At 37.2% G+C, this 7,857-nt stretch carries 2 protein-coding genes; both read right to left on the bottom strand.

Features of this window, described 5'->3' with window-relative positions; all coding sequences use genetic code 11:
- Positions 1-597 (bottom strand): hypothetical protein (locus NT145_04730; protein MCX5781992.1); only part of this gene is annotated, 597 nt, incomplete at its 3' end.
- Between the two features lie 396 nt (positions 598-993).
- Complete coding sequence (locus NT145_04725) at positions 994-7,761, bottom strand: hypothetical protein (protein ID MCX5781991.1); 6,768 nt, start codon at positions 7,759-7,761, stop codon at positions 994-996.
- Positions 7,762-7,857 lie beyond the last annotated feature (96 nt).

The following is a 7,857-nucleotide window of genomic DNA, read 5'->3' as shown; positions in this document are numbered from 1 at the left end:
CCCAACCGCCAAACCGGGTTTGGAGGTTAGGGTATAAAAGAAAAGTCCCAGCGTGGAATTTTCCAGGCTGGGATCAATATTTCCAATAAAATTTATCAAAGAAGCTTCGTCTTCTGTGCTGATACCGCCTCTGGGAAATAGAATAAAGTTTTTGTTAAACAGTGTAAAAATATCTTCAATCAGATTGTTAATTACAAAAATTCTGCTCCGGGCTAAATAGAAAAATCTGCTTATTGTATTTACATCAATTTTATTTACAAAACCGGATTTGAGATTGTATCTTTCTTTCGTTATATTTTTTCCCAAGCTGATAAAACTGAAATCAGCTAAAGTACTATTTTTTTCTTCTTGTTTGCTTTTTTCTTTTTGCGTATCGGAAAAACCGTTCCCGCTTTCTGAAAATATCTTGTTTACAATATTTAGAGGAACGGAAATACAGGAGAAGAATTTTAGAAGCGGCCCCTGATTTTCTAAAATCTGCTCAATAACTTCAATGTCTTTTTGGCCTATGCTGAATCTGGGAATAAAACCGTTCAGCATAAAACAAAAGACAATGAGTGAGGAAACCATTAATTTTTGAGCTTTAATTATAAACATAGATTGGGGACTACGTTAACTTTTCTCCTAATTTTTAAAAGGGAAAATTGAAAGAAACTGAAAGGTTTTCAAGCAGGTTTTCCCCCGTTTATATTTATATGGCACTATGCTATAAAATTGCCATAAAAATTGTTTGAAAAAATTGTGAAATATTTGTGAACTTAAATCCATTATGCATTGTATTTTCAATCATATTCTTATTTTATATTTCCAACGCGCTGTGCCCTCCGAAGCTATTTAGACAATAGAGCGAATAGCTCTGTATATTGACGAAATGACCAGCGAAGGAGGGGGCATGGTAATTGCCAAACCCGCATTGTACTTTTTCCCCCAGATTTCTATTTCGCTTGTACCCAACCAACCGCCAAACCGGGTTTGGAGGTTGGGTAACCAGCATTACGCTGCGGAGATGATACCACGAATCGCTTTCATACTGGGCTGTGCAGATTTCCTTATAAAGTCTCGTATAGCTTTTCTTTCAATAACCACATCAAACATCTCAAACAATGCGCTCATAGCCCATTTCTTCGTTGCTGTATCTATGCCTTTCTTGAACATTATATCGGGCAAAGTACCAGTTGTAACAATTTTCCCAAGCAAAGGATTAAGAATCATCCTTAGGTTATTCTGAAGATTCTGCATAGTTTCAACTCCTTTATTTTTCTGAAAGTATGCATAAGCGTACATGACTATCTCAAAATCATTCATTCCTGCAGTATTCACAGGCCGCTCAATCTTTGACTTAACCATTACGGTGTTTGCCTCCAACCTTAGTTCAGGTTTACTATCATTTAATTCTATAACGCTATCTACTATTCTGCTGCCTTCTTCAAGATATACACTGTAAAATTTACCGGGTTGAGGCAAAGGAACTTCAAACTCAACATGTCTAAGTATAAAAAGAGCTCCTTTATGTTTTACAGGATCGAACAGCTCACCTTTATAGTAAATTCTAACATCTGGGCGCTTACTTAACCCTTTTGCAGTGATAGAATCAATGGGATCAATGTAGTGTATATCTACCCATTTCATACCAAGGGAATTAGCCATAGCAGTCATATTGATATGCAATTCTTTATTAAAGCCTTCGTATTCAGTTGCCGCCGGATCTTTCTCAAAACCAATGCCAAGCCCAATAATAAATTCCATTAATCCGAAGCATCCCTGCAACTTTATTTCCGGAGCCGTGACTGAGTTTGTTCGCAGAATGATCTTTTCCACATAATTATTTATGATTTTTCCTGTATTTGCATCAACCCCTTTCATTCCGGTTATTATTTTGTTTATTTTAACAGCAAATCTATCAAGTTTGACGGGATCACTTACAAGCTGTTTTAATTTCTTTCTTCCGTCTTCAGTAGATTCAAAGTACTGACATACGCTCTTAAAACTTCGGAATGATATAATAAGCTCAATCAATTGATCCGGAGTTAATTCGTTCAAATCCGTTGTTACGGCTGGATCTATACCCATGTCAATTTGCGATTTATCAGCCGGGAAGTTTCTTCCGGTATAGCGGTAACTTGAAAGAGTCGGATTCCAACCGATAGCAAGAGCTTTAATAATTCCTGAAATATTGTCAGCCCTGAAAAATCCTTTTCTTGTGTCTCCGCTCCTGACAAGTCTTTTTCCCCGAGGAATTTTTACTATAATACCAGCTGCATTCTTAACGTTATTTTTTATTGCGTCAATATTATCTTGATACATACTGATATCAAATTCAAGGAAAGAAGCGTAATCCGGCGTTTCAAGAGCGGATAAAACTGACACAAAATCCACAACCCCGATTGTTTTGCTTATCATATACTTAAGCGCAGCAGTCGGGCCGCTGGCATAGACTTTTGCAATAGGATTACGGCTTTTCACAATTGAATTTATTAATTTAAAATTATCTTCCGTAATGCTTGTGCCATTTGTGAAAGTTATTCTGAAACCGTCAAAACCAAACTCCGCAAGCATTGAAAGTTCAGACAGCGTCTTTTCGCTAAGATCTTTTCCGTCGGTAATTTCATACGACGCATAGACTTTTTTGCCCTTAGAATGAATTCTTTTAATCTCGCTTCTGAGCTGTGTTTCAAACAGCCAAAGCATTATAAAAACAGCATCCTTGTCTTTTTTGTCTATTTTATCAAGGAATTCCGAAAGCCGATCAATATTTTTATCCTTAAATATTTGAAAATCTTTCGCATATATATATTGGAGTTTTTCAAACATCTTACCGGCCTTTATCTGGCGCTTTATAGCGTTTTCTTGTGCTATCTTGAGTTCATCTTCGTTCTCAAACTCAGTTTTTTGATCTTTAGGAACACTTAAAATGTTTTCTAAAGTTTCTATATCTAATTCCTTTCTACTTAATCCCAATTTTTTTGCAAAGTTTAACAGATCAAGGTTAGTTATATTCCATATTCCTGCATTTTGCGTATCAAAAAAGCCGCTTAATATAATGTTCTTTATATCCAACTCTTCCGTTAATGGTAAAATATTAGTTATTCTCCCTACTTCCTGATTTATTTCTTTTCCATAGGGTTGGGCGGAAGATATCGGGATTTCCATAAGCGCATTTTCCTGATCCTCAATTTTTCCCATTATTATTGTCTTGCCCTGTAAAACAACATTCTGCATATAGATATTAAATTCGGCTTGCGTTAAAGTTGAAATATCCCTTGTTTCTACCTTCAGATCAGCAAGCAAATTACCGGATGCATTAAGCAAAATCTGGTTAAGTTCTAAACCTTTTAATGATGCTGGAGGCGCATAAGTAAAGCAGGCATTAGGCAAAATTTTCGCATAAGCGTCATCAACCATTTCCGGATGAGCATAAACTGTCTCAGGCGAACCGAGATTAATAATCGGCGGCAAAAGCTCGCCCTTTCTTGTCCCGAAAACTATTCCGAGGTTTGCAAGATATTCGCGAATCACTTTGTCCTGCCAGATTCTGTTTATCAAAAGAAGTTTTGCCCTCTGGGAATCTTCTATTGTAGCTCCCGGATTTTTGATAACAATCATTTTATATGCAAACTGTTTCCTTCCTTCAAGCTGATATCTTACAAAGCGGACTTCAAAATTCCTAGCAGGATTGTTGTCAAAGGGCACATTGCATAAAAACACACCATTTTCAATAGGCATTTTTGCGCGATCAGCCACAACAATATCAATTTTCTGAATAATTCCCGAAACAGCGAATGAATTATTAAGATGATCGTCTTCCTGACTTTCTGTATAGTCAGCAAGGTCAAAAACCGTAAAATAAAGCTTTTCTTCTACCTCGCCCCTGGCAATTCTTTCCGTTAATTCTTTTGCCCATTTTGCGGTTTCTTTATGAGGCGCAATGCTTCTGCCTGTTGCTTCTATTACAACCGTTTCCTCTTTGCGGAAGTTTTCAACGTATCTTGCAAGTCTGCCTAACGCTAACGCATTGATAATATCATCAGTTTTAGCTTTGCCTTTTATGAATTTATTAATGGCGTCTGAAACACGATCCTTATCTTGTTTATTCACCGGCAAGATAAGGTATGCAACTTCCATAAAAAGATCAGGCTCAATCATTACTAACTTTTCAGGCCTATCTTTTTTCAGGATTTGAAGCGCGGGAATTACAAATTTTGTTAATTCCTTTATAACTGAAGCCCTCAGGGCATCGTCTTCAATTGAGTCAATTCTTATCCTAATTGCTTTAATCACGCTAATTCTTTTTTCTTCAATAGCTTTATCAAACTTTTCTTTGAACCTCATTATCAGGTTAGGCAAAATATGTTGCGTTAGCTCTTTCTCAACTTCAGCTTTTAAAGTATTATCTTTAATTTCCCCGACTTTAGTATATTTTACCAATGTTACAATCGCTTTATAATCTTCGTTTAAAGCTTCATAAAAATTGTTTTTGTTATCTTTATTGAATAGAACACGAAGAATATCTTGAATTGAATCTTTTATAACATCAGTTCTTAAAACATCATCTTTAATGGTGTTAATATCTTTCATTATTGAAAGAATCGCTTTATATTCTCCCCTACTCAAAAGATCGTTAAAGTTTGCTTTTATTTTGCCGTTAAGGGCAGGAATAATATATTTCTTCGCCTCTTTAAGAACTGCGTCTCTTATAAAAGCATTATTTTCTTCAATTGCTTCAATATTATTTATTATTGCCAGAATTGCTTTATAATCCGGCTGTGTCTTAGCTTCGTTAAACCTTGCCCTAATTTTTTCGTTCAGGGCAATAATAATAAATTTCGCTGCTTCTTTAATAATTTCAGGTTTTAAGGCATTATCTTGAACTACTAAAATATCCGCCAGCGCTGTATTAATCGCTTGATTATAATTTTCCCCTTCCGAAGCTCTGAATTTCTTATCGGAATTTCTAGCCATGGATGCAATAATAATATCTTCCGCCACATCTCTTAAAACTTCGGGTTTTAATTGATCGTCTTCAATTGCCCTAATATTTCCTCTCATCGTTTCAATACCTTCATTAACATCTATATCCAAAGCCGCAACCGACTTTGCCCTCGCTTCTTCAATCTTAGAAGACATTTTTATAACATTTTTTACCACTTCTGTTGAAAAATCAATTGGGGAAGCAAGTTTGCGAATTTCACTAGAAAGCTCGGGGCTGATTCCAGGGGTATTAAGAATACGAACTAAGTATCTCAATAATCCTGAAAGGACCGCATTTCTTACATAATAGTTTTCAATTGAATCAATACTGATACTTCTTATGCCTTGTATTATCGGAATCGCTTTAACATTTCCCTTTTTTAAAGCTTCATCCAATTTACTTTGAATATTTTTAATTACTGCATCCACATATGCTGTTCCTGTTTCATTTAAGAAAACGCTTGGCATTCTGACATTCAATGACCGGACATCCAATATCAGTTGGTTGAAAGCTTCTTCTTTTGTAAGCCCGTCTCTTAGATACCGGTAATAATTTTTCATCAATATGGCATTGCTATCGCCGAATCTTCGTTCAAACATTAATTTGAAAAATCCCAATATCTGTTTGAAAATGTACCCGATATCAAAAAGGACATCTTTTGGTTCGGCAAATCCTCTTTCAATATGCCGTATTTCATGGGCGAGTTTTACCATAAATGCCCATTTGTACATCGCATGCCAAAATTTTTCCATCAATGAAAAAGCTCTAGATAATCCATGATGGTAGGCTACTATGTCTCTCGGATTTACCCAAACTTTAGTGCCCTTTGTCAACATGGAAATATTTCTTTGAGCTTTTAGATCCGGCACTTCTTCTGGTTTCAGCACCTCTTTTATTTTCAGCACCTCTTCTATGTCCGACGAAAGAGTTATTCCCAAATCATCAATCTTTTTTCTTAAATCATAAGGGATTTCGATCTGTTTCAACAGTTTCTTAGTGTTTTCTTCTTGGTCTTCTCTTATAGGTTCTTCCCTTATAGCTATGATACTCGTCGCAATCAATAACGTAACAACAAATGCGAAAGCGGCTATTGATGCTAAAATTATCAAGCCGACGCTTAATGCCCCTAACGTTACTGCTAATGCGGGAGTTAAGGCTAACCATGCACCGCCCCACATTGCAGGAACTGCCACGAAAGCCGACGCAACCGCAGCGCTAGCCATTTCCCTTAAGTTTATCGGGCTAGGCGGTACGGCAGGCGGAACAGGGGTGGCCGTTAAAGCCGTTTTCAATGCGTCAATACCAGCTATAGGTGAATTAAGAATTGCTTCTGAAAGACCGGTAATAGCTGTTATCGCGTTTTTAATCGCAGTTTTGTCGGCTTCAGAAGCACTAGAAATGAAAGCTGAAATAGTCTGTACTCTTTTTAAGTAAGTTTTATTAACTTGCCCAGCAGCAGTAACTTTTATAGTAGGAATTAAAGCCAATACCTCAGCAATAGAAAGGCCTGTAACAGTCGGTCCTACTTTCGGACCAGGAGTCACAGGTGGAATTACTGGTGCAGAAGTTAGAGCTGCCTTAAGACTGGTAAAAATCGAATCTGTTTTGGCAAGTATTGCAGTTCTTACGGCATCATTTGCCGAAATTACTCCTACAATTTCATTCATTTCGGATTGTGCTGTTCTGACATTATAAGAAACCGCGATGGTTTTAAGAATAGAGTCTCTATCCGCATATTCAAGATCTGTCATATCACCAAGTTTTGTTATAACATATTTAATAAAATATCCCGGGCTACTCTTTGCAGCAGCTCTTCTGTTATTATCACCGCTAAACCATTCATCACGCTCAAAAGCTATTGTTATTTTCTTTAGCATTTCAGTTAGCTTGGGATCCAAAGGAAGTTCCCATTCTTCAGAACCGAGAGCTGTACTCGTCATAGCCCCAACAGAACCTTCTGGTTGCATGCGTCCCTTTCTTGGAGTATTTGGAACTTCATTGGCTATGTAATTCCTTATATTACTTAACCTTCGCATTTCGTCAAATTCATTTAAAGGACGAACTTCGGTTCCTTTCCAAAGCAAACCCTTCATTTGGTTTTTGAAATTTCCATCAGGGCAGGTATCTATGCCATTTCTTATCAAAACCTGCTTTGCGGCATTGTCAATATAATATTTTATTATTGCCCCGATTATTAAACCGGAATCAGCAAGATTAGCCCTGTAATAGCTTTCAATTGCCTGCATAACCCAGTTCATTTTTTCTTGAGTATCGGCAAAATTAAATGCTATTTGAATTGCTAAATTATAGCCTTGTGCAGGATTAATTCCTTTTGCCTTTATTTTGGCCATCAATTCTTCAAATTTGGTCTTTGTAGTGGCTGCGTCCGTCGCAGCATTAAAGTCTGCTTGGAGTTGGACAATCTCAGCATCAGTAAATCCCGTAACTGGAGTAATAACCGGCGGCGTTACAACCGGACGAGTAACTGGCCCGGGAACAACAACCGGCGGGACTATTGTGGGCCCTGCTGGCGCTTTTACTCCCAAAAGCTGACTAATAAATGCTAGCGTGTTATCATAACTATCTTTCCATCCTCTTTCTGCAAGTTTCGTCAATAAAGCAAATGCATTGGCAGGTGTTATTCCCTCTGACAGAGTAGTAACATCTTTTTCGCCCTTTACAACCTGAATAAAAATTGTTTGTTTTTCAGCAGGCAAGCCCAATCCAGGTATAACTTTTGTTAAGGAGGCATCAAAATCTCTCTTTCCGGCAGGATCCATTTTGGAATACATCTCTTTTAACGCTTTCGCAAACAACAGGTTAACTTTATCTTTTTTCTCAACAGTAAGTTCCTCACCCGCCGTTACACCTGACAGTATCTTTGCATC

Source organism: Elusimicrobiota bacterium (assembly GCA_026388075.1).
GTDB lineage: Bacteria > Elusimicrobiota > Endomicrobiia > Endomicrobiales > JAPLKN01 > JAPLKN01.
Note: the sequence above shows the minus strand (reverse complement) of the source record. Positions and strands in the feature narration are given on the sequence as shown.